Origin of the sequence: Rhizobium sp. C104 (assembly GCF_022354505.1) — a bacterium.
Lineage (GTDB): Bacteria > Pseudomonadota > Alphaproteobacteria > Rhizobiales > Rhizobiaceae > Rhizobium > Rhizobium redzepovicii.
Window position 1 is genome coordinate 2,446,850 of record NZ_CP092348.1, and the last position, 22,613, is coordinate 2,469,462.

General features: G+C 61.8%; 20 protein-coding genes and 4 pseudogenes. 14 read left to right on the top strand and 10 right to left on the bottom strand.

Features of this window, described 5'->3' with window-relative positions; genetic code table 11:
* Positions 1-112: 112 nt before the first annotated feature.
* Positions 113-1,123, top strand: a complete 1,011-nt coding sequence (locus MF410_RS13350; protein ID WP_131711714.1) for a DUF4105 domain-containing protein — start codon at positions 113-115, stop codon at positions 1,121-1,123.
* Positions 1,124-1,227: 104 nt separating this feature from the next.
* On the opposite strand, the gene MF410_RS13355 is transcribed toward MF410_RS13350, so the two are convergent.
* Positions 1,228-1,758, bottom strand: a complete 531-nt coding sequence (locus MF410_RS13355) for a dihydrofolate reductase family protein (RefSeq protein ID WP_097627398.1) — start codon at positions 1,756-1,758, stop codon at positions 1,228-1,230.
* 133 nt (positions 1,759-1,891) lie between these two features.
* On the opposite strand from MF410_RS13355, the gene MF410_RS13360 reads away from it, so the two are divergent.
* Entirely contained in the window at positions 1,892-2,197 is a 306-nt protein-coding gene (locus tag MF410_RS13360; RefSeq protein ID WP_097627396.1) for a hypothetical protein, read from the top strand.
* 88 nt (positions 2,198-2,285) lie between these two features.
* Here the strand turns inward: MF410_RS13360 and MF410_RS13365 are convergent.
* Positions 2,286-2,450 (bottom strand): annotated as a pseudogene (locus MF410_RS13365) (EthD family reductase); the annotation flags it as partial.
* A gap of 362 nt (positions 2,451-2,812) precedes the next feature.
* Between MF410_RS13365 and MF410_RS13370 the strand changes: the two are divergent.
* The 4 genes from MF410_RS13370 (at position 2,813) to MF410_RS13385 (ending at position 6,938) form a co-directional block, all read left to right on the top strand.
* The gene (locus MF410_RS13370) at positions 2,813-4,309 is read left to right on the top strand and encodes a winged helix-turn-helix domain-containing protein (protein WP_165503968.1); all 1,497 of its coding nucleotides are present in this window, start codon (positions 2,813-2,815) and stop codon (positions 4,307-4,309) included.
* Positions 4,310-4,505: 196 nt separating this feature from the next.
* Positions 4,506-4,784, top strand: a complete 279-nt coding sequence (locus tag MF410_RS13375) for a hypothetical protein (protein ID WP_097627392.1) — start codon at positions 4,506-4,508, stop codon at positions 4,782-4,784.
* Positions 4,785-4,906: 122 nt separating this feature from the next.
* On the top strand, positions 4,907-5,584 hold the full coding sequence (locus tag MF410_RS13380; protein ID WP_097627757.1) for a winged helix-turn-helix domain-containing protein: 678 nt from the start codon (positions 4,907-4,909) through the stop codon (positions 5,582-5,584).
* Complete coding sequence (locus MF410_RS13385; RefSeq protein WP_097627390.1) at positions 5,571-6,938, top strand: HAMP domain-containing sensor histidine kinase; 1,368 nt, start codon at positions 5,571-5,573, stop codon at positions 6,936-6,938. The genes MF410_RS13380 and MF410_RS13385 overlap by 14 nt, the downstream gene beginning before the upstream one ends.
* 23 nt (positions 6,939-6,961) lie before the next feature.
* Here MF410_RS13385 and MF410_RS13390 read toward each other — a convergent pair whose 3' ends face one another.
* Positions 6,962-7,765 (bottom strand): glycosyltransferase family 25 protein, encoded by an 804-nt coding sequence (locus tag MF410_RS13390; RefSeq protein ID WP_097627380.1) that lies wholly within the window; start codon positions 7,763-7,765, stop codon positions 6,962-6,964.
* A 175-nt stretch (positions 7,766-7,940) separates the two neighbouring features.
* Positions 7,941-8,543 carry a DUF805 domain-containing protein gene (locus MF410_RS13395; protein ID WP_239619809.1) on the bottom strand — a complete coding sequence of 201 codons (603 nt, stop codon included), beginning with the start codon at positions 8,541-8,543 and terminating at the stop codon, positions 7,941-7,943.
* A 108-nt stretch (positions 8,544-8,651) separates the two neighbouring features.
* Between MF410_RS13395 and MF410_RS13400 the strand changes: the two genes are divergently transcribed.
* The gene (locus MF410_RS13400; protein ID WP_097627374.1) at positions 8,652-9,125 is read left to right on the top strand and encodes a nucleoside deaminase; all 474 of its coding nucleotides are present in this window, start codon (positions 8,652-8,654) and stop codon (positions 9,123-9,125) included.
* A gap of 316 nt (positions 9,126-9,441) precedes the next feature.
* Here the strand turns inward: MF410_RS13400 and MF410_RS13405 are convergent.
* Positions 9,442-9,705 (bottom strand): annotated as a pseudogene (locus tag MF410_RS13405) (hypothetical protein); the annotation flags it as partial.
* Between the two features lie 253 nt (positions 9,706-9,958).
* Between MF410_RS13405 and MF410_RS13410 the strand changes: the two are divergent.
* Positions 9,959-10,399, top strand: a complete 441-nt coding sequence (locus MF410_RS13410) for a copper resistance protein (RefSeq protein ID WP_097627373.1) — start codon at positions 9,959-9,961, stop codon at positions 10,397-10,399.
* Between the two features lie 307 nt (positions 10,400-10,706).
* On the opposite strand, the gene MF410_RS13415 is transcribed toward MF410_RS13410, so the two are convergent.
* A complete protein-coding gene (locus tag MF410_RS13415) occupies positions 10,707-11,768 on the bottom strand; it encodes a DMT family transporter (protein WP_097627371.1) in 1,062 nt (353 codons plus the stop codon).
* 246 nt (positions 11,769-12,014) lie between these two features.
* Complete coding sequence (locus MF410_RS13425; protein ID WP_097627369.1) at positions 12,015-12,908, bottom strand: NAD(P)/FAD-dependent oxidoreductase; 894 nt, start codon at positions 12,906-12,908, stop codon at positions 12,015-12,017.
* A gap of 282 nt (positions 12,909-13,190) precedes the next feature.
* Between MF410_RS13425 and MF410_RS13430 the strand changes: the two genes are divergently transcribed.
* The 4 genes and pseudogenes from MF410_RS13430 to MF410_RS13445 all read left to right on the top strand — a co-directional run bounded on the left by MF410_RS13430 (position 13,191) and on the right by MF410_RS13445 (position 15,733).
* On the top strand, positions 13,191-13,847 hold the full coding sequence (locus MF410_RS13430) for a TetR/AcrR family transcriptional regulator (protein ID WP_179867142.1): 657 nt from the start codon (positions 13,191-13,193) through the stop codon (positions 13,845-13,847).
* A gap of 34 nt (positions 13,848-13,881) precedes the next feature.
* A pseudogene (locus MF410_RS13435) lies at positions 13,882-14,744 on the top strand (class I SAM-dependent methyltransferase).
* Between the two features lie 32 nt (positions 14,745-14,776).
* Positions 14,777-14,956 (top strand): annotated as a pseudogene (locus tag MF410_RS13440) (IS630 family transposase); the annotation flags it as partial.
* 81 nt (positions 14,957-15,037) lie between these two features.
* Positions 15,038-15,733, top strand: a complete 696-nt coding sequence (locus MF410_RS13445; RefSeq protein ID WP_097627753.1) for a class I SAM-dependent methyltransferase — start codon at positions 15,038-15,040, stop codon at positions 15,731-15,733.
* Positions 15,734-15,839: 106 nt separating this feature from the next.
* Here the strand turns inward: MF410_RS13445 and MF410_RS13450 are convergent, their stop codons facing one another.
* Both MF410_RS13450 and MF410_RS13455 read right to left on the bottom strand, forming a co-directional pair.
* The gene (locus tag MF410_RS13450) at positions 15,840-17,450 is read right to left on the bottom strand and encodes an arylsulfatase (RefSeq protein ID WP_097627366.1); all 1,611 of its coding nucleotides are present in this window, start codon (positions 17,448-17,450) and stop codon (positions 15,840-15,842) included.
* A 505-nt stretch (positions 17,451-17,955) separates the two neighbouring features.
* Positions 17,956-19,530, bottom strand: coding sequence for a carboxylesterase family protein (locus MF410_RS13455; protein ID WP_239619810.1), 1,575 nt, complete (start codon positions 19,528-19,530; stop codon positions 17,956-17,958).
* A 731-nt stretch (positions 19,531-20,261) separates the two neighbouring features.
* On the opposite strand from MF410_RS13455, the gene MF410_RS13460 reads away from it, so the two are divergent.
* The gene (locus MF410_RS13460) at positions 20,262-20,630 is read left to right on the top strand and encodes a dihydrofolate reductase family protein (protein ID WP_239619811.1); all 369 of its coding nucleotides are present in this window, start codon (positions 20,262-20,264) and stop codon (positions 20,628-20,630) included.
* 117 nt (positions 20,631-20,747) lie between these two features.
* On the opposite strand, the gene MF410_RS13465 is transcribed toward MF410_RS13460, so the two are convergent.
* Positions 20,748-21,644 (bottom strand): LysR family transcriptional regulator, encoded by an 897-nt coding sequence (locus MF410_RS13465; protein WP_239619812.1) that lies wholly within the window; start codon positions 21,642-21,644, stop codon positions 20,748-20,750.
* 228 nt (positions 21,645-21,872) lie between these two features.
* Here MF410_RS13465 and MF410_RS13470 point away from each other — a divergent pair, with 228 nt between their 5' ends.
* A complete protein-coding gene (locus MF410_RS13470; protein ID WP_097627351.1) occupies positions 21,873-22,607 on the top strand; it encodes an SDR family oxidoreductase in 735 nt (244 codons plus the stop codon).
* Positions 22,608-22,613 lie beyond the last annotated feature (6 nt).

The window sequence follows — 22,613 nt, forward strand, 5'->3', positions numbered from 1 at the left end:
CAAAATAGAAAATCCGGAGCCCGTCGCTTCGGATAGGTTCTGGGCTTCACGCTCGGAAACCGCTAGGGTCGACGATCAGGACGAACGTTTCAAACCCGTTTGGAAAATCAAAATGGTTCGACCGGTCCGCGCGATCGTCATTGCAGTGCTCCTGTTTGTCGTCGCCGCCGCCGCTGCCTGGTCGTCGCTCGCGCTTTGGTACCGCTTGCCGTTGCCCGAACTCGGCAGGCAAGCCAGTGCCATCTTGTTCGGGCTTTTTGGCGCCTCCGTCATCGTGGCGCTCTTTGGCAGGAGACGCATTCGTGCGGTCCTCGCGTTTGTGGCCGCGTTCGTCATAGTCCTCTTCTGGTGGAGCACGATCGAGCCGCAGGCAAATGGCGCGTGGGCTCCGGACGTTGCTCGTCAGGTCACCGGCGAATTCGACGGTGATCTGTTGACGCTGACGAATGTCCGCGAGTTCCAGTGGCGCAGTGCCACCGATTTCACGGAACAATGGACAACTCGCAGTTACGACCTGAACAAGCTGAAGAACGTCGACATGTTCATGTCGTACTGGTCAGGTCCGACCATCGCGCATGTCATAATGAGCTTCGGCTTCGACGACGGCCGTTATCTGGCGTGGTCTATCGAAGTGCGCCGCCTTTCCGGCGGTTCGTTCTCACCGCTGGCGGACCTCTTCAAAAGCAGTCCTCTGGTCATCATCGCGGCAGACGAAAGAGATGTGATCGGCCTCCGCTCCAATTTTCGCGGTGAGGACGTCCAGATCTACCGCCTGAGGGCGACGCCGGCGGCTGCGAGGCTTCTTCTGCGCGAGTACGTCTCCGATGCAAACGCGCTTGCAGCGCGGCCCGCCTTTTACAATTCGCTGACGACCAACTGCACGACGACCATCGTCAAGATGATGCGCGTGGCAGGCGACGCCGTGCCGATGGACTGGCGTCTCATCGTCAACGGATACCTGCCGGAATACGCCTATGACCGGCGCGCGCTGGACATCTCGGTTCCCTTGTCGCAACTGCGGTCGGCCGCACACATCGCTGCAAGAGCGCACGAGGACGGTCTTTCGCCGAATTTTTCGCAGGCCATTCGCGTCGGCGTTCCGTCGCCGCAGGGCGCGTTCTGACGTCTTCTATCCCAACGATATCGAGATGGGCTCTCCTCGCCCGATGCTCTTCATCAGCGGTGACCAGACCCATTCGAGGGATTTCAGTAAGGGCACCGACCCAATCAACCAGGAACATAGGTCAATCGCACCGCATCCCCGCCGATCAAATCGCTGGCGACAAGGCGGAGCGGAGGCCTCGGGCCGGTGAAGAACGGTTTGCCGTGGCCGAGCACGACGGGGTGGAAGTAGAGTCGATACTCGTCGATCAGGCCAAGGTCGGCCAGACTTCCCGCAAGCTCCGGCCCACCGACTTGAATCTCCCCGGCAAGCTCGGCCTTCAGGCCGCGGATCACCGTCTCGATGTCGTCGGTGACAAGCGTGGCATTGGGGCCGACCGAGGTCAGCGAGCGCGACACGACCCATTTCGGCTGGCGCCGCCAGGCAAGCGCGAAATCGTGCAGCTCCGGGGTCCACTCGGCATTGTCTTCGTCCCAATAGCGCATCACATCGTACAGGCGGCGGCCATAGAGGCTCCCCGTCTGGCCGCGCGCCTGCTCGATCCAGTGGCGAAAGAGGATGGGGTCGGGCGCAAATTTCTGGTGATCGACATAGCCATCCAGGGAGACGTTCATTCCGAAGACGAGCTTCGCCATGCGCTGTTCCTCCATCCGGGACGTCAGGATAGCTTAACCGCCATCGATAGCGAAGGGTCCCCTCAAAGTTTGAGTTGACCGCTTTCGTTGGCGAGGCGACAGTTGCACAAGCAGCAAGGCAGGAGGCAAAACGATGGACGAGGCAGACCGCTGGCGCAGCATGGCCAGCGCACCGAAAGACGGCAGTCGGATCCTGGTCACCATCCGCCCGTCCGAACAGGGGCCAGCGGAAGTAGACCTCGCCTATTGGTCGCATGGCGATCAGTTTGGCGCAGAAGGCTGGCGCGCCTCGGATTCCTCGCCCGGGCAGATCATCGAATATGCCGAGCCGGAATTGAAGTGCTGGATGCCGATGCCCTCGGCCAATCTCGCCCGCCTCTCGATGCCCTCACCTTGGGAAGGCGACGACGCCGAGCAGCTCGACGGCTCGGGGATTTAACAAACGCGCCGAATAACCTGCGTCGACACGGCCAAGGTCGGTCAGACTTCAGGCGAAATCAGGCCCGCGGCAAGTGTCGGATCGCCGCCGGCGCGCTTCCAGGTTCGGGACCCGCAAGGCCCTTTTCGATCTCGTAGCGCAGGCAGGCATCGCCGAGCCGTTCCTGGATCAGTGGCATGTGGCTGGTACGATAGTAGTCGTGATCGAACTTCGAGCCGCCGGCGGCCGGATAGTAGACGCTCATCTTGATCATGGTCGGGCTCCTGCCCGAACGCCTCTGCGAGCATTCGAGGGGGGCTATTCGAGGCGCAAGGCATCACTGTCGTAGGCGCGATCGGCGAGCAGCACGTGGCCGCCGCCGAGCGTATCGGGCATGTGTCCCCACAACGCCCAGCAATCCGTCATACTCCCCCTGGGTGATTTGAAACGCTCGACAACGGTAGTAACTTTACCGGCAATCGAGGTTTTGCCGGCCTGGCTACCATGACATGCCCGAGGCCGGCGACCGCCAGAATTGCCGTGAGGCGCTTTAGCGCCTCCTCATCTGCACCGTCGCGCGGGGCTTCGGTTCGCGCTCGCCTTGGTATAATTCCTACGGTTAAAGCGGTCTCTGACATGACGGATTTGTTCACCTTCGCTGACGTCACGCTTGACCCCGAAAGGGGGCGGCTCATGCGGCGCGGCATGGATGTCGACATCGGCGCCAAGCCGCTGGCCATGCTCACCTATCTCGTCCAGAACGAGGGCCGCGTGGTCTCCAAGGACGAGCTTATGCAAGCGGTCTGGCCAGGTGTCATCGTTACCGAGGATTCGCTGACCCAGGCGATCAGCCAGATCCGCAAGGCGATCGGCGCCGACGGATTGATCCGCACGCTGTTCCGGCGCGGCTATCTGTTCGAGAACAAGCAATCGGCCGCCAACGCCATGCCGGAGAAGGCCTTCGTGCGGACGCTTCCCCTGGCGGTGGCCCCGTTCCGTCTGATCGGCCCCGGCAGCGATGCGGCCTGGTTTGCCGAGGCCTTCTCCACCGAGGTCGCCTCCAGGCTGGCCCGCTACCACGACCTGGAGGTCACCTGGTTGCCGGAGAAGGCAGTCCCCTCGCCTCTGCGCGCAACACTCGGATTTGACCTCAACGGCATGGTGCAGTCGGTCGACGGCATGATGAAGGTCACCGCCGTGTTGACCGAAATGTCGAGCGGCCGGATCGTCTGGTCAGCCAGCTGGGACGGGGCGATCGCCAATGCGCTCGAAATCCAGTCGGAAATCGCCGAGGGCATCGTCAACGCGCTTGCCGGCCACGGCGTGCTGCTGAACGTCGCCGCCGAGCACCTGCATCGACGGGCGGCGGCCGATCGCGATGCCTTCGAACTCTATCTGCGCGGGCGATATCACACCAATCGCTTCAACCGGGAAGATGCCGAAAAGGCGCTGCACTGTTTCCAGCGGGCAACCGAGATAGACCCCTTGTTTTCCCGCGCCTGGCTCGGTCTTGCCTGGTCGCACGATGAACTCGCCTCCTTCGGCGTCGACATGACCGAGAACGACGCTGCGGCGCTCAATTCCGCCAGGCGCGCCGTTGAACTCGATCCGTTCGACGCGGAAGCGCTGGTGGCGCTCGGCGAGATGCTCGGCAACATGGGACAGATGGAAGCGGCGGAGGCGGCGTTGGATCGGGCGCTCGGTCTCGGTCCTTCGAACGCCGACGTGCTGGCGATGTTCTCCGGCTGGGCGCCGGTCTTCGGGCGCATCGAGGAGGGTATCGCTGCGGCTGAAAAGGCCCGGCGGCTCAATCCGAGCTGGCCGATCTGGTACGACAGTTCATTCCGCCGCGCCTCCTTCCATGCCGGCCGATATGAGGAAGCTTTGTCCTTCGTTCTGCGCCGGCAACCGAACACCCGCTCGATGGACGACCTGGTGACGGCTGCCTGCTGCGCCGTTGCCGTCGGCCGGCCGGAAGAAGCCGCGGGCTGGCGCGACCAGGCGATGCTGATCGGCTACAAGTCCGCCAGCCAATATCTCGATCATGCCGGGGTGAAGCGGCCGGAGCAGCGCGCCCACATACTCGATCTGCTGAAGTCGGCCCGGTTCCCGGTCCTTCCCGGAGAGGCTTAAAGCGCGGCAAAAGCGCTTCGCGCTTTGCCTGGGAAAAGCGCTGCACACTTTTTGCGCGACATACTTTGGCGCGGCCCCACGCCGTCGCACTGGCAAACGTTGTTTTCAGCGAAAATTCAGCTCTTCGTCAGCCGCCCGTCGGTACATGTCCAGCCCGTGATGCCAGCATGCACCGTCAACCGAGGGGAACATGCAAATGACCAGCTTCGCCAGATCGAACACCCAGTCCGCCATCTTCGCCGCGATCGCGCATCCGCTTGCGCTTGCGCTTCACAGCCTTTCCAACTGGCGTGAAAACAGGGCATCCCGCCATGATGCGATGCCGGATCTCGATCGGCTGGATGATGAGCATCTGGACGATGTCGGCCTCGTCAGACGGAGCCAGCCCGCCGGCTGGACGCCGGTCGCACGCGGCCTTGACCCCACTTCGATCGTTCGGACGACATATGAGGCGAAACCACGCCCGCGAGGCTGAGAGCGCTGCAAATGCAGAGGGGTTCGGCTGCTCAAGCCCTGCCCACCTTACAAATCCGTAAGTTGTCGCTCAGCCGTAGGCTCCGCTAGATTGCCTCCACACCTGTGGGAATGATCGGGCTGATGCGGATCCTGCTTATCGAGGACGATCGGAAGACGTCCGATTATATCGCCAAGGGCCTTTCCGAGGCAGGCCATGTCTGCGACGTCTTCGGTGACGGCCGCGATGGGCTGTTTCAGGCGCAGCGCGAAGCCTATGACGTCATTGTCGTCGATCGCATGCTGCCGGGGCTGGATGGGCTGGCGATTATCCGCTCGCTGCGGGCCGCCAAGGTCGGCACATCGGCGCTGTTCCTGACCTCGATCGGCGGCGTCGATGACCGGGTCGAGGGGTTGGAGGCGGGCGGCGACGATTATCTCACCAAGCCTTTTGCCTTCTCCGAGCTTCTGGCCCGGGTCAACGCGCTCGGCCGCCGGCCGCCGGTGCAGGAGCAGAAGACGGTGCTGAAGGTTGCCGATCTCGAGCTCGACCTGATCCGCCGCGAAGCCCGCCGCGCCGGTCAGGCGATCGAATTGCAGCCGCGCGAATTCACCCTGCTCGAAGTGCTGATGCGCGGCGAAGGCCGGGTCATCACCAAGACGATGCTGTTGGAGCGGGTCTGGGACTTCCACTTCGATCCGAAGACCAGCGTCGTCGAGACCCATATCAGCCGACTGAGAGCGAAGGTCGACAAGCCATTCCAGGTCCAGCTCCTGCATACGGTCCGCAACACCGGATACAGCCTGCATGCGCCTCGCTAGCCTACGCAGGAGCACGCCGTTCCGGCTTGCCGTCACCTTCGGCGTGCTCTTCGTCGTCGCCTTCATCCTGAGCGGCGCGATCATCTATCACATGCTGCGCCTGGGCCTTGCGCGTGATCTCGAACAGTCGCTGGGCGAAATGAATTCGCTGGTTGTCTCGACCTACGAGCCCAACGATACCGAGGATCTGATCAATACGCTGAACAATTATGCGAGCTTCCAGTCGACCTCCGACGGGCTCTACTCGCTGACCGACCATGCCGGCAAGAAACTCGCCGGCAATTTTGCAGCACCCCGCATCCCCAACGGCGTCTACACCGTCACCTCTAGGGATGTCGGGTTGAAGGGGCATGAGCGCTACCGGATGCAGGTCTCGACCATCGGTCCCTACAGCCTGGTGGTGGCGGAAAACTTCAACGATGTCGACGAGATGCTGCGGATCGTGCTGGTCAGCTTCGAATGGGCCGCTGCGATCGTCGTGGCGACAGCGATCGGCGGCGGCGTCTTTCTCGCCTTCCGGGCCCAGGCGCGGCTGGACGGGGTCGCCCATACCATGAACGATGTCTCCCACGGCGCACTCGACGCCCGCATTCCGATCACCGGCAACGGCGACGACCTCGATACGGTGGCGATCCAGATCAACGCGGCGCTGGAGCGGCTGCAAAGACTGGTCGAGAGCATGCGGCAGGTGAGCGCCGATATCGCCCACGATCTGAAGACGCCGCTCAACAGGCTGCGCCTGACGCTGGATGCGGCGGTGGCTGGAAACGACCAGCAGGCGGACGTTTCGGCTCTGCTTGACGAAGCGAGACACGAGAGCGACCGGATCAACGCCACCTTCGAGGCGCTGCTGCGCATTTCCCAGATCGAGGCCGGCGCCCGCAAGGAGCGTTTCCAGGCGACCGATATCGACACCGTGCTTGCCGTCATTTCCGAGGTCTATGCCGATGTCGCCGAAGACGCGCTGATGGCGTTGACGATCGCGGAGCGCTGTCCCGCGCTCGTCTGGGGCGACCGCGATCTCCTGACGCAGATGATCGCCAACCTGGTGGAGAACGCGATCAACCACTGCCCTGATGGAACCGGCATCACGGTCTCGCTCCGCTGCCAGGGCGGCCGCGCCATTGTCTCGGTCGGCGATAGCGGCCCCGGCATTCCCGCCGACGAAAGGGACAAGGTCTTCCGGCGTCTCTACCGGCTCGACAAGAGCCGCACGACGCCGGGAAGCGGCCTCGGGCTCAGTCTCGTCAAGGCAATCGCCGACCTGCATTCGGCTGACATCACCATGGCGGACAATCATCCCGGCCTCATCGTTTCGGTCGGTTTCCCGCTGATCTCGGCCGAGAAGCCCTAGCCGCTCACCCCGGGGGAGCGGCCCTAGCCGCTCACCCTCCAAGCCGCGAGACGGCGGAAGCGGCGAACGAACCGGCGCACCTCAGCCGCCGCGCGATACGGCAGCACGCTCCACGGCCGGCGGCGGCCCAGCCGGTATGCCGAAAGCCCTGCCTGGATCTGGGAGCAGGGATCGGCCCTTTGGCTGACCGGCAGCGGATCGACGAAGCAGGCGCTCAGCCCATCATCGAACTCCAGATCGAAGGCGAGATCATAGGGCAGGCGCATGGGGACAAGCACATCGGCAATCCAGCCCGCCGCCTTGCGGTTGATCAGATAGGCGCCGGACCCCTTCTCGCGGGTGAGCGCGATGGCGAGCGAGCGTGACGCGGTCAGCGGCTCCACCTTGTGCTTTTTCCCGGAATTGACGGTCGACAGGCGCAGGATGTCCCAGCGCGCCTGATGCTCAAGCGCGGCCTCGAGCAGTTCGGCCAGATCGTCATCGAAATCGAGATCGTCTTCCAGAATGAGCGCGAACTCGGCATGGCTTCCGAGGAAGCGCTTGGCGCATTCGACATGGCTTAGAAAACAGCCGATCTCGAAAGGGTTCGGCCGACGGCCATGCCGGCTCAGATAGGCGGCTTCGTCAAAATCCGGATGCGGCAGGCTGAGCGTTGCGCCATCGATTGCCGCCACCCGCTCGAAGGCCAGGCCGATGCCCACCAGCAGGCGCTCCATCCGAAATCGCCGCAACGGCGCCCGGTCGAGATTGATCAGATAGGTGTCGACCCGCAGGCTGACCGGATGGATCGCCGGCATCAGGGCGGCAGGTGTGGCGCGCATATTCATGAAATTGGCCTTCGACTTGGCAACGACTGCGCCAAGCCTGCGCCGGAAAACTCACGGGCACTTCGCCGGGGTTATACATTTTCGTAAGGTGCGGGTCTGCACCCCGGACGAGACATCCGGCGGCGGTCCCCAGCCGGCAGACCTTGCTCGCGGCGGCTATTATCCGCCGAGCAAACTAAACGGGCGCTGCGACGGAGCCGGGCAGTTCGCCGAACCTGTTGGGATTTTTCGAGCCAGGAGTGAGGATGATTGCAAGATGGACGGCCAGCAGAACGATACCCATGAGAATTGTCGCGGTCAGGGAGCCGGCTGCCTCGTAATGGCTGTAGACCAAGTGAAGCACAAGGACTGAAAGGGTCCACCAGCCGCTCTGATCGAAGTCATGCAGTCGCCTCGCCATCAGGCAAAAGCTGGCGATGATAGCCAGCACATAGGTTAGAGCGATTAAGCCCTGAACAATTGAAAACGCTTCTCGAGTGCCGGCCAGCGTCAGTAGGCGCGTGAGTACGAATACCGCGGCCGCGGCGATAATGATGACTGCGAGGGTAAACAGGAAATAGCGAAGACGACCAAGCCTACCCCGTAACGAGAATGTTTTGAGCACAGTACCCCCTTGCAACTGATCGAGAAAAACACTCTCGCGCTCATAGTTAGACGGTTGCATTGAAGCAGCGTCAAACGGCAATTGAAAGACTTGCACAGGCTTTGTTTTGGCGAGGAACGGCTCTTCCGCATCCGGCGGTCCCCAGCCGGCAGACTTGCTCGGCGGCCAGAACACGGTTGGTTGCCGCGATTCGATCGCCGATCCTGAATCGGATTTGCAGCCCTTGGAAATCCCTCCGATTCAAGACAAAATCGCTCTTCTCTAGCTATGGGGGAGACTCTGATGGAAAACCATGAGCGGTTTTTGCGCGAGGCGATTGCGCTCTCGAAATCCGCGATGGACCGAGGCGACGAACCATTCGGCTCGGTGCTGGTGAAGGACGGCGAGGTCATCCTGCGCGCCGAAAACAGCGTCCTCACCGGCCACGACATGACCAATCACGCCGAGATGAACCTGATTAAATCTGCGGCGAAGCACTACGACACCGGCTTTCTCGCCGACTGCACTCTCTACACCAGCACGGAGCCGTGCGCGATGTGCTCCGGGGCGATCTACTGGTCGGGCATCGGACGCATGGTGTTTGCCTGCTCCGAAGCCCGGCTTGGCGAGATCGCCGGCATCGGGTTGAACGTGCCGAGCCGTGCGGTGCTGCAAACCGGCGCTCGCACCGTCACTGTGGTTGGCCCGACGAACCTCGAAGACGAAGCCGCCGAAGTGCATCAGCAATTCTGGCCGAAGCACCTGGGCAAGGCTTAACCTCAGCCGGAAGTTTGGCGAAACCACGCCTCCAACCTCAGTCATTCCAGGACTCAAGCCTGGGATCCATGCCCGCCGCTGAGAGGGTCGTGTCCCGGCCGCCCCCTCTGCCCTGCCGGGCATCTCCCCCACAGGTGGGGAGATTGGCTGGGAGCGCTGGCTTCCCCAAACAATTGGCGTCGCAGCCCGACGAAACGGTAGCTGGATGCGAAGGTTTAGCCACTTGTGTTCTCCCCACCTGTGGGGGAGATGATGCCCGGCAGGGCAGAGGGGGCTACCACGGCACACCGGCAGAGGCGACATTTGAGCCTCCGCTTGGATGCGGCAGGCTCAGCCCTGCCCCATCGACCGCCGCCACGCGCTCGAAGGCAAGGCCGAAACCTGCCAGCAGGCGCTCCATTCGAAACCGGCGCAATGGCGCGCGGTCGAGATTGATCAGGTAGGTATTCATCCGCAGGCTGATCGGATGAAGGGGCGGCAGGTGCGGTGCGCATGTACATGAGAGAGCTGACCTCGACTTGGCAATGATGGCGCCAAGCTGCGCTCCAAACCTCACGGGAACCTCGCCCGGACTATACATTTTCGTAAAGTGCGAGGGTCGAACGGCCGGGGCTGCATTCTTACGGATTGGTATGATCCCGGCAAAGTGCGCGTAAGAATGCCGCGCTACCAGCGTCGTGCGGCATGCAGTGGACGCCTCCCTTCCCGCGATCGAAACGACAACCAGCGAGCCTTCGATGACGACAGCGACCCACTGCATGCCGCCCCGGATGATCCTTGGCTGAGCAACCGGCTCAGCGCCCACCACTCTTAAACCCCGACGGAGACCAACGATGAAGCCACGTGCCAGACTGCTGTCCCTTTTCGCCGGAGCTGCCATTCTCGCCTGCTCGGCCGGAGCAAGCTTTGCGGCCGCCACCGTGATCAATGTTACGGAAGATGGAGAAGGCGGCGGTGCGATGTCGCTGAAGCTCGACCCGCCGACGGTGAAAGCCGGCCCCGCGACCTTCGCAGTCCACAACGATGCGATGACCGAGCAGCATGAAATGGTCGTCGTTCGCCTGAAATCTCCGGACCTGCCCATCCCGGTCAACGCCACCAAGAATCGCATCGATGAATCGAAGCTGAAAAGCCTGGGCGAGGTTTCCGATTTGAAACCAGGCGCCAGCGGCAAGCTGAACGCCAAGCTGACGCCGGGCACCTATCTGCTCTTCTGCAACATGAAGGGCCACTACGAAGCCGGGATGCAAGCCAGGCTGACGGTTACGCCGTAGGGCGTGCGAAGGGCTTGCCTTTTGCAGAACCTTGGCTGGGCCTTGTTGCCTACGCTGCGACGAACAGCTCGCGCCAGCGAGACCGACACCGCAGAACTAGGCCGATGTCCAGCCATTCCTCCCTGAGGCGCGCTTGTCGATGGTAGGCGCCGATCCATGGTTGCGGCCGATGGCTCGATCTTCGGGCAAGACCGCGGCTGTCCGTATTGCGCCTGAAGTGGCCGTTACAAGGTGATTTCTATCGGGGTCGCGCTATTTAACCGGAGGGTCTGTCCGACCGCATCGCGTGCCCTACCGTTTCGATGGCTTACTCATGCGGATGGCGATGGTGCAGGTCGGGGTAATGGGCGTGCCTGTGACTTAACGGCTCGTGTCGATGCCAGTGAGAATGAGGCTCCGTGAATGGCCCGTCGTGGACGTGTTGGTGATGTGCGTCGTGGACATGCGAGTGGTCGTGTTCCAGCGCCTCGTGCAAGTGTTCGTGGTCGTGACGCTCGGCCAGATGCAACCATAGGCCAATGCCCATCAGGATGCCCGCCGCAACAAGCTGCAGTGTAACGGCTTCGCCAAAAATGAGGACCGCAAGAATTGCGCCAATGAACGGAGCCAACGAGAAGTAGGCCCCTGTCCTGGCTGCCCCAAGATGGCGGAGCCCGAGCATGAACATCACCAGGCTGACTCCTACGCCGAGGAAGCCGACCAATGAACCAGCGCAAACGAGAGTAGCATTTGGCAATGACGCGCCAAACATTATCGCCAACACAAGGTTGGTCGTACCGGCGACGAGCCCCTTGATCATCGCGATTTGAACTGGGTCGGACGAAGACAACTTGCGGGTAAGGTTGTTGTCGATACCCCATGACAGGCACGCAGTTGCAATCAGCAGACCACCGATATCGAGGTGAAGCGTCTCACCGTTCCATGACAGCACAGCCGCCCCAGCGAGGATAGCCATAGCGCCAAGCAATAGCCGCCGATCTACGTTCTCGCGAAATACAAGCCATGCAATACCCATGGTCGCCAATCCTTCAAGATTGAGAAGCAGCGAGCCCGAAGATGCCGAGGTCCGAGAAAGACCCAGCATCAACAAAAGCGGACCGAGTAAGCCACCAAACAAGACGACCAGGACCAACCAGGGAATATCTCCCTTTTGTAGCGGAGCCTCCACGTTCGGCAGCTCGATCAGGCGACGTCCCCAACTGACGGCGGCGAGCCCAATCCCGGCTCCAAGATATAGAACGCCTGCCAGCAACCAAGGATCGATTGACCCCAAAAGCAGCTTGGAGAGCGGCGCTGACGCCCCGAAGAGAACGGCCGAGCCAAGAGCGAGCGGGACGCCGGGCCAAAGGTGTTGATGCTTGTAGATCATCCCCGTGAACTATCACAGGATATGAACCGGCAGCCACCACCTTCTTATCTGCGTTAAGGCGGAACCGCCTTCTATCTCACGTAATTCCAAGGCCGCAACTCATCGATCCGGCTTTGCTTGTGGCCGTTGACGATAGCGGCAAGTGTGCTGGCCAGACAGGCCAGCTGGTCGACAGCACGTGGGCGACCATGGCTTCCTCATTGATCAGAGTCGAAGGTGACGTGTTGGAACTCCATCTGTGTCTTCTCAAACCAGCATTGACTGCTGGGCGGAGATACCCGCCGTCGCGCCCTGCGATATTGCCGTGGTGACCGAGGCCATGGCTGGGTTTGCAAGATCGCCGGCAGCGTAGATGCCGGGCGTGCTGGTTTCGCGGCGCTCGTCTACCTTGAGGGCGATGCCGAAGGGCGTATTGACCGTGGCGAGGCCCAGTGAGTCATGCAGGCTTGCGGACGGCTTGTTGCGCGGATGTGCGAACAGGATATCGACTGCGGCATTGCGGCCGCTCTCGAGATTAACGGTGGTGATATGGCCCCGGTGATGGGCGATTTCGGCGATGCGGCCATCAACGACAGGTATGTTGCGGCGCGCCAGATCGGCCCGGATATCGGGTGAAATGTCGTGACCATCGGCGAAGACCGTCAACGTTTCGGTCCAGTCGTGGTACAGCCTGACATAATTGTGCGACGGCGGGCCGGACCAGACGAGGCCCCAATGCTGGTCGGCGACTTCAAAGCCATCGCAATAGGGGCAGGGCACGATGGATGTGCCCCAGCTTTCGGCAAAGCCCGGAACATCGGGCATCTGGTCGGCAACGCCGTAACTCAGGATCAGGCGGCGCGCCCCAAGGCGCTCGCCATCGCCAGTGAGGACGGAGAAGTCGTCGATGGTGCCGGAGATGCTGTCGGCCCGGGCATTGACCAGCCTGATCGTGGGATAACGCGCGAGTTGCTGCCGCGCCTCGGCCAGGATGTCCAGCGGTGGCTTGTGATCGTGGCCGAGCAGGCCATGCGAGTGGCCGGCGAAGCGATTGCGCGGCAGGCCGGTATCGAGAACGGTGACCTTGCGGCGAGCACGGCCGAGCTGAAGGGCGGCGGCGAGGCCGGCAAAGCTGCCGCCGATGATGATGACGTCATCCATGGTGATGGGCTCCGTGTTGCGGATGGTGGGGGTTGGGGTGGGCGTGGCGCGAAATAGCGGCCAGCGATAAGCGCTCGAGACGGGCAGCGAGCAGGGCTCCGGCATTGCCGAGACAGTCGCCCATCACTGTATTGACCGGGCGGACGATGCCGCATTCGATATTGCCGGGCGCCCTCGGGAAACTTGATTTGGGGGACAGGGTAAAATCCAATCTCTGGCTTGCACATTTCCGATACCGCGTGGTATCTTAATGCAGGAATTAAGATACTGTCAAGGATCGTAATTGTCGTGACCGAAAAAAACAGCCAGGCCCGGCGCGGCCGGCCCGCCAATGAGGCGCTTGGCCAAACGATAGCCGACGCCGCGTGCGAACTCTTTGTGGAATTGGGCTTTCAAGCGACGACATTGGAAAAGGTCGCCCAACGGGCGAAGATATCCAAGCTCAGCATCTATCGGCACTTCGAGAACAAGGAGGCGCTGTTCAGTGCGGCCATTGCGGCCCACTGCCATCAGTTTGCACCACAGGCCCTTTTTGAAGGCATCGACGGTTCGGCCCAAGAGCAGCTCATGGCGGTGGGATCATCCCTGCTTCGCACGCTGTTGAGCCCGGAGGTGCGCAGTGTCGAAGCCATGATCATGGCCGACAAGACGAATCAAAAGTCTTTAAGCAAGCTCCATTACGAAGCCGGCCCCGCCTATGTCATCGCCCAAATCGAGGCCCTGCTGCGTCAGTTGCACACGAAGGCGGTTTTGAACGTGCCCAATCCTCTCCAGTCCGCCCGCTTGTTTGCCGCGCTTATCAAAGGATCCGATCTCCTGATTATCGCACGCTTCGATGAGGCGAGAGCAGAGGACGATAACGAAATCGAAACCTATTGCCGGTCGGCCGTTGCCATGTTCATCGCCGCGCACGGTGGCAACAATCACGCGGGCGGATAGCTTGATTAAGAACAGATCAGAACAAGGATATGGCATGACAGAGGAAAATGTTTATCAGGTCGCCGACTGGAAAGGCCAAAGCGGGGAGCGCTGGGTCGCTTACCAGGTCCGGCTCGATGCCATGATGGCGGTGTTCGGTCAGGCCGCGATCGAAGCCGCCGCGCCCGCTACAGGCGAACGCGTGCTGGACGTCGGCTGCGGCGCGGGAGCGTCCAGTCTGGATCTTGCCGCCCGCGTCGGCGCTGGGGGCCATGTGCTAGGCGTGGACATATCCGAACCGCTGATCGGCAGAGCGCGCGTGCGCGCGCCGCAGGATACGCCGGCCCTGTTCCAGGTGGCCGACGCCAGCAGCGCCGATCTGCCCGAGGGCGCGTTCGACATCCTGTTCTCGCGCTTCGGAGTGATGTTCTTTGACGATCCGACCGTGGCGTTCGCTCATATGCGCCGTGCGCTCAAGCCGGGCGCGCGGGTCGCTTTCGTCTGCTGGCGCTCCATGGCCGAGAACGATTGGGTTCGCTTGCCGGTAGGCGCCATGAAGGGCATCCTCCCGCCGACGGCGCCGCCCGATCCCGAAGCGCCCGGCCCGTTCTCGTTTGGCGACCAGGGGCGGGTGACGCGCATTCTAACGGCGGCTGGCTTCACCGATGTCGCTATCGCGCCCTTCGATGCCTCTATCCCATTCGGCAAGGGGGAGACGCGGGATGCGGCGCTCGACGACGCGGTGAAGATGACACTCGAGGTCGGCCCGCTGGCGCGCTCTCTCGCTGATCAACCCGACGATATCCGGGCCCGCGCCTCGGCTGCGGTTCGTGCCGCCTTCGCGGCTGCCCCGGTGAGCGGTCGGTGATGATCAACGGCGCGGCGTGGATCGTCACCGCGCGCAATCCGGCAAGCTGACAGGGATCAATACGCCAAACGAGAGGTCTGCGATGGGAGCAGCGATTTCATTACGGGCGGATTTTGACGCGGAAGGTGTTCGGCGTCTGGCCCGCAAGAGCAAGCACGCGGCGCAGGCGCGTCGTCTTTTGGCGCTTGCCTTGATCTATGGCGGAGGCTCGCGCTCGGATGCAGCGCGTCTTGGCAATGTCACCCTTGAGATCGTGCGTGACCGATCTCGGCCTTTTGCAGGTCGATCGAGCAAGCTTCTGACACAGAGGCGTCTTCGAACAGTCTTCGGAAAGGGAAAAATCTTGGCCGAGAATGACTATGATGCCTTCGCGGCGGCCTATGATGCCGATAACGAGACCAATGCCTGGAATGCCTATTACGAGCGGCCGGCTATTCTTGCCCTGGTTGGCGACGTCGCCGGTCTCTCCGTGCTCGATGCGGGATGCGGCGGTGGGGCGCATGCGGCAGCGCTCCTTGAGCGCGGGGCTGTCGTGACCGGGATCGACGCCAGTGCCGGCATGCTTGAGATCGCGCAACGTCGCCTGCAAGGGCGCGCGCGGCTGCTGTTGGCGGATCTCAACGAAGCATTGCCGTTTACGGACAAAGCTTTCGATCTGATCCTTGCCTCGCTGGTCATGCATTATCTTGCCGACTGGTCGGGGCCCCTTTCGGAGTTCAACCGGCTGCTGCCCGAAGGCGGTCGCCTGGTTCTTTCCACCCACCATCCCTTCATGGATCACGCCTCGACCGGTCGCGACAATTATTTCGAGACCTACAGTTTCGATGAGACCTGGCAGCGCGGCGGAAAGGATATCGCCATGCGCTTCTGGCATCGGCCGCTGCACGCCATGTTCGAGGCGCTGAAGTCGGCCGGATTTCAGATCGACATCGTCAGCGAGCCCCAGCCCGATCCTGAAGCCCGCACGCTTTTTCCGCGGGCCTATCAGAGCCTGACGACCAAGCCGCGGTTCCTGTTCTTTTCGGCTGTGAAAGCATGAGCACGTGGATGAGAAGAGCTTGCTGTTACGGCCGGGACCGCAGTCTTGCGGCTTAGCCACGAAAGTGGGCAGCCCCTGCGAGCTGCCCTTCGAAATGCAGGACTGCCTATTGCGCTTGCTTCCTCATGGCTTCGGCGATCTGCGCCTTGACGGCACTCAACCCGAAGCTCGCACCAGCCTGCATGGGTGGGAATTCGACGGCGGATTTCGCCAATTGTTCTACCCGCTGCTGTACAAGCACGAAGCGCCAGAACTCGAATTTATACCATTCGAAATATTCGAGAGAGCCGGTGTTCCCCTTGTAAAACGCTGTCCGCTCGAACGGGTCCAGACGTAGATTGACGATGGTTGGCGCACCTAATGTCACTGTGTCACCGAGCCAGCCGCCGGGCTGTTCCTTGAAGGTATATTTGTAGTCTTCGACGCGGGCGGCGCCGAGAGCACTTTCGGCGAAATACCAGATTTCGTGGCGGTTCGACGGACCCGACCCGGTGATCATGCTCGTTTGGTCATAACCGTCGAGATACACTTTGTACTTCTGCCCGTTCATTTCCTTTCCAGCCTTAAGTTCCACGGCAATATTGGCATTGCCTGCGGCCGCGGTGAAAGTCGGGAACCAGTCGAGGCCCGAAATCAAGCCGTTGCCGATTGAGCCGGCCGGGACATGTCCAGGCCAGCGGATCATTGCCGGTGCGCGAAAGCCGCCCTCAAAGGTCGTGCCCTTCCCGCCATAGAACGGCGTCTGCCCGCCATCAGGCCAGGTAAAGTTCTCGGTTCCGTTGTCGGTGGTGAACATGACGATGGTGTTGTCGTCTACGCCCATATCCTTGAGCTTTTGCATCGTAGCGCCCACGATGTCATCAAGTTGCGCCATGCCAGCCTCGTGAATGGTCCATCCATTCTCCGAGTTGCGCATATTTTCATACTTCTCCGAGAGATGCGTTACAATGTGCATGCGGGTCGGGTTGAGCCACAGGAAGAATGGCTTTCCGTCCGCCTTGGCCTTTTCGATGAACTTGAAAGAGAGGGACTGGATTTCGTCGTCAACTGTCTTCATGCGCTCAGGATAGAGCGTGCCGGCATCCTCGATCCGTTGTTTGCCCACCTTGCCCCAGCGCGGCATTTCTGTCGGATCATCCACCTCTGTCGCCCAGGAATGGACCATGTTGCGTGGCCCGACGACGTTCAGTTGGTCCTGCGGATAACCAGGGTGCGCGGGGTCTTCCATCGCATCGAGGTGGTAGAGATAGCCGAAGAACTCATCGAAACCGTGAACGGTCGGCAGGAACTCGTTCAGGTCACCGAGATGGTTCTTGCCGAATTGCCCAGTGGCGTAGCCCATCGACTTGAGCACGGTCGCGAGCGTGGGGGCAGCAGCCGGCAGACCGATCGGAGAACCCGCCTGGCCCACCGTGGTCATGCCCGTGCGGACCGGCAGCTCGCCGGTGATGAAGTTCGCACGGCCTGCCGTGCAACTCGCCTCGGCGTAGTAGTCGGTGAAGAGCATGCCATCGGCCGCAAGCTTGTCGAGATTTGGCGTGCGGCCCGCCATCATGCCGCGATTGTAGGCCCCGATATTCCAGATGCCAACGTCGTCGCCCATGATGACGACGATGTTTGGTTTCGGCGTTTGGTTCTGAGCGATTGCCGGTGCACTTAACGTGACAGCAAATGCCGAAGCCAGCAGTCCGAAACAGAGGTTTTTTGTATAGCTCATAATGACTCCTCCTCCTGAGTTTTGCGCGCCCGTTAAGGCACCGGTTTGAACGGTGCTACGGTGCGTGCAATGCGGTAGGCTGAAAGTTGTTCGTGGCTATGTATTATGCGCCGAAGGGGCGATCATGCCTGCTAGTGCAGATGGGATCAGCGTCAAGGACGGCTGTGTTTGCCGGCATCGGCAGATTGTCTTGCAAAGAGCTGCGGTAGACAGAGTTCGATCCCGCTTTGAATATCGCACAACTTTAGCTCAGCGACTAGGCGAGATTCTCAGCCTATGCGAGACAGCCCAGCGGGAATAGGACGTCTGCTTCCGGCCCAATCCGACCGACCCGGCTGCCGCCTTTCGCCCCAAAGCTGCCAAGCGCAATTCAGCGGAGATCGGGCTTCCGTCAATCGCGACATCCGGTCTTCCCAGGAAGATTGCAATGACAAAGCGGGCTTGTGTTATTCGGCAGTTCCCGCAATGGGTAAGGCAACACATCAGGCGACAGGTGCCGCCCCCGTCATTTCGTCTCCTCCCAATGCCTTTGCCAGAGGTCGAGCCTCGGCTTCAGCGGATCGGCTCCGACCATTGCGCCGTGATTGCTGAAGTCGATGACCCTGTCGACGGCCGGGTTGTGCTGGGGCCATTTTGGCCGTGAGCCGCCATTGGGGTCACCGCTCCTTGCAAATTCGAGCCAGTATTCGCTTGCCAATGTGGCCATGGCCCAGTCGGCAGGTGTCACCTTGTCTTTCACCAGTGCGTTTGGGATGGCGAGCGTATACGGAATTTCGAAGCCGTGCAGAGTGCCTTTCCACATCGGATCGTTGCGCAAGGCCTCGGCGACATAGGAGAAACGATACCACCATGTCGGCTGGCCGGTGCGGGCTATCTCGTCAGCGAGGTGGCGGGATGGTTCGACAAGCGTCTTGTCGGCCAGAACCTGCTGCTTCAGCTCATCGAGGGTCTGTTGGCCGCTGGGATCGTAGAGTCTGCGGGCTTCGGCGGCATGCTTCCCGAAGAGCGCGAAGAGATCGTCTTTCGTCGCGGCCTCACCGATGCCGAGATCTCGATCATTTGCCCCGACGATGACCGGAACCGGCGCTTGACGGCCCGCCGCAAAAGCCGCTTCCGGCGTTTCGAGCAAAAACCGTCCGTCAATGATCGCGCCTGAGATGCCGATGACAGGCTTGCCTGTCGACATTCCCACAAGCACCTCTTGTGCCGATGCACCTTCGGTCAGCTTTTGCGCAGGCAGCGCCCGAAGGGCCGCGAGAGCCTCGGCATCGCTGCCATTGATTCCCAGAGAAGCCGCATAGTCCAACGCGATTTTCTCTGCTTCTTCCAAAGGTGACAAGGGCGTGCTCTGCGCACGCGCGGTCGGCAGACCCGGTGACTGTAGAATGGCGCCCCGGAACAGCCCGCGTGACAGTGGCGATATCATGTGCGCCATCACCGAGCCGCCACCGGCCAACTCTCCGAAGATCGTCACTTTCTTCGGATCGCCGCCGAAGGCTTCGATATTCTGCTGGACCCATTTCAGGGCGGCAAGCTGGTCCATGTAACCATAGTTGCCGACGGGCTCGTCAGGGGATTCCTTCATCAGCGCCGGATGGGCAAAATAACCCAGTCGGCCCATGCGGTAATTCATGCTGACGAACACAACTTTCCGGGCGGCCAGCTGGCCACCAGGATATTGGGGGGTGTTTCCATGGGCAAGAGCGCCGCCGTAAATCCAGACCATCACCGGCAGCGGTGTGCGGGGACGCTTGACGGGTGTCCAGACATTGAGGGTCAGACAATCCTCTGACTTCGGCAGGTCGTCGGTCTGCATGCAGGACGGACCGAAATTGCGGGCATCCCTAATACCGCTCCATGTCTCCGCTGGCCGCGGATTGCGCCATCGCAGATCACCAACCGGCGGCGCCGCATAGCGTATGCCCTTGAAGCTGACGACCGTGCCCGACCTCTCACCCTTCAGCATTCCGCCGTCGATCGTCACGGTGTCGTCGGCCGCCCCTGATCGCGGCGCGAACGCCATCTGACAGAATGCGATGGCCAAAAAGAGCAGAAACGTGCGACGGCCGTCTACAAACACTGCACTCTCCAGCGCCAAGTTGAGTGCGATCAAAATACTCCCACAGAACGGCAACGGAAAGGGTTCATGAGGCATCGCTAAAGTGCACTATTGCTCCACGGCGGGTTTCGGCTCGATCGGCGGGGAGTTTAGCGAAAACACACGCCCACCCTCGGTCATCCCAGGCCCTGAGCCTACACGCACCGACACGCCTTCCCCGAACGACCAGGGAAATATGCCAGGGGCTTCCCGCCGCTGGTCCTGATCGTTCGCCCAGGCCAGGATCGTTACGAGTTCTCCGACGAGCAGTGCGCTGATTTCACCGCGCTTGGCGCCAACCCAGTCGGCTCGAGCATGGTTCGGTCCCCTGTGAGATAGGGCGGTACCTAAATCGTATTCGGGATGTCGGCGTCAGCGTCGCTCGAGCGTCCTTGGGAACATCGAGACTGTCCGCCCGCGCGCTCGGCTTGCCTGAACGCGCTTTTGCATCAATAGCCCACCCGCAGAGAGAATTCCCACCGCCCAGTTTGGAAAAGACCAAAGGAGATAAAAGTGTCTGCATCAGTGCTCTTCATGTCCATGTCACTGGACGGGTATATCGCGGGGCCCAACGATGAAGTGGGCAATCCTGGCGGCGACGACTTTATGCGGTTGCACGAGTGGTACGGGGATTTTCCCGACCGACCGGACCGGTCGGAGAATTGTGGGACGAATGGAACGCGCCAGGTGCGATTCTGGCGGGTCGGCGAACCGTGGAGCAGGTCGATCACTGGGGCGGTGACAATCACGGTGTCCCGATCTTCGTACCCAGTCACAGGCCGCCCGGGCCATCCGTCGCGAATTATCCGTTGGTCAAATACGTGAGCGACGGGATCACGAGTGCAATGGCGCAGGCGAAGGCCGCCGCCGGGGACCGGGACGTGTTGATGCTTGGCGCGTATACGGCGCAACGGGCGCTGGAAGCTGGCGTGCTCGACGAACTGCAAATACACCAGGTTCCAGTCTTGTTCGGATGTGGCCGCCGAATGTTCGAAGTCTTACCATCGCGCGTCGAGTTGGAGATCGTTCGGGTGATCGATACAACCGAGGCCACGCACATCCGCTACCGCGTCCGCCGCTGAGCCCGCCGACCCAGCCGTCACTCGTTTGTGGTCGCCAGCATCAAGGCATGGAGGGACCTATGGACTATCGGCTCCCAATCAAGCGGCTCGACATGCCCGCCGGCGACCTGCCGGGCGTCAGTCGCGCGATATGGACAGCCCCGTGAGAAGCGGAGCGTAGGCGGCGAGCCTGCCGGATACGAACTCCGTGAAGAGCCGCACGCGCTTCGTCTTGCGTGTCTCCCCCTGCGTGAGAAGCCAGAGCGTTCCGTACATGTGCAGGTCGGTGCCCGGCACCCTCACCAGCTGGGGATCGGCATCTCCGACGAAGCACGGCAGTGTCGTGATCCCGAGCCCCTGCCGTACTGCAACGATCTGCGCCTCGCCGTCCGTCGTCCTGAACGGGACCCCCGTGGTGCGAACTTCGCCGTCGCGGACCCAGTCCGGGATGCCATGAATGCTTATGACGATCCATCGGATGGGATCCGGCGCCCCCGCACGCCACGCTGCCAGCAGATCGCGGGACATGTCGATACCGCCGAATATATCCGGCCCCTTCAGGCCGTGAAGATTGAGCGGCAGGGTTTTGCGGTCGTAGACGACGCGGATCGCGACGTCAGCCTCTCGGTTGGTCAAATTCGCCAGCTCGCCGGACGACACGATTTCCATCTCGATATCAGGATGCAGACGCGCAAAATCGGCGAAGTCCGGCATCAGCAGGTGTGTCGCAAGGGTCGGAGCCAACGTCACCCGCAGAAGCCCGCGCACGCTCTGGTCGCGACCGAAGACGCGCGTCTCCAGCTGGTGCGACGACGCTTCCATCTCCTCCGCGAGCTGGAGGACCTCCTCGCCCGCAGCCGTCAGGCGGTAGCCTGAAGGCAGCTTTTCGAACATCTGCGCCCCGAGGCGTTCCTCGAGCTGGGCGATGCGTCGCAGCACCGTCGCGTGGTTCACCCCGAGGCGCTTGGCGGCAGCCCGCACTGAGCCTCCGCGCGCGGCGGCAAGAAAGTAGCGAATGTCATCCCAGTCGATCATGGTGCATTCCCGCGCCGCGCGGCGCGGCTTCCGAAGCCCGTTCTAGCACACTGAGCCGCAATGTGCGCGAGTGTTGCGGCACTTGATCATCTGGATGGATCGTTTTTGCACCACCCATGTGCGTGATTGCGCACTCACCGCCCGACTTCGACGAACCCATATCGGAGTTCTCGGGAGACATCCCCGTACAGCCGAAAACATGTGACGGCGAAACGAAGGACGCATGACATGAACAGACTGAATGGAAAGACCGCCGTGATCACCGGCGGCGCTACCGGCATCGGCCGCGCCGCAGCCAAGCGCTTCATCGACGAGGGGGCCTTCGTCTTCATCTTCGGCCGCCGGCAGGAGGCGCTTGACGCCGCTGTGGCGGAGCTCGGGCCCAATGCGCGGGCGGTAAAGGGCTCGGTCTCGGATGAGGCCGACCTTGTTCGCCTGTACGACGCGGTGAAGGCAGAGCGCGGAGCGCTCGACATCGTCTTCGCCAATGCCGGGGCGGGAAGCCCGCTTCCGCTCGGCAAAATCACCGCCGAGCACATTGATGAGACCTTCGACACCAATGTGAAGGGCACGATCTTCACGGTCCAGAAGGCGCTGCCGCTGATGGGCTCAGGCGGTTCGATCATCCTGACGGGATCGAGCGCCGGCACCACGGGAGCCCCGGGATTCACTGCCTACAGCGCGAGCAAGGCCGCGGTACGCAATCTCGCGCGGACCTGGGCAGAGGACCTGAAGGGCACCGGCATCCGGGTCAACGTGCTGTCACCCGGGGCGACGGCGACCGAACTCGCGAAGGAGGCGCTGGGTGAGGAAGGCCAGAAGGCCTACGGCGCGATGACTCCACTCCAGCGTATGGCCGATCCCGCGGAGATCGGGGCGGTGGCCGCCTTTCTCGCGTCGTCGGACAGCAGCTTCATGACAGCCAGCGAAGTCGCCGTCGACGGCGGCCTAGCGCAACTCTGACCCGAC